At 64.0% G+C, this 425-nt stretch carries 1 pseudogene; it reads right to left on the reverse strand.

The annotated features are described in order from the left end of the window. Nucleotides 1–425 (reverse strand): annotated as a pseudogene (locus JWG43_RS18720) (ATP-dependent zinc metalloprotease FtsH); the annotation flags it as partial.

Here is a 425-nt window from a genome sequence, read left to right on the forward strand (position 1 = left end):
AGCAGGGCCTGCGCGATGCGGTCCAGGGTGGCGCGATTGTCTTGCAGCAGCTTGACGCAGCGGGCGTGAGCCTCTTCCACGATGCGCTTGACTTCGGCGTCCACCAGGCGGGCGGTCTCTTCGCTGTAGTTCTTGTTCTGCACCCACTCGCGGCCGATGAAGACTTCTTCGCCGGTCTCACCGATGGACAGGGTGCCAATGGCATCGCTCATGCCCCATTCGCAGACCATCTTGCGGGCCATGCGGGTCACGCGTTCGATGTCGTTGGAAGCACCGGTGGTGATGTCGTCAAAGACGATCTCTTCCGCCACACGGCCGCCCAGCAGCACCACCAGGTTGTTGCGCAGGTAATTGCGCGAGTAGCCGTGGCGGTCTTCCTCGGGCAGCTGCATGGTCAGGCCCAGGGCGCGGCCACGGGGGATGAT

The sequence above is a fragment of the Desulfobulbus alkaliphilus genome, assembly GCF_016918545.1.
Lineage (GTDB): Bacteria > Desulfobacterota > Desulfobulbia > Desulfobulbales > Desulfobulbaceae > Desulfobulbus > Desulfobulbus alkaliphilus.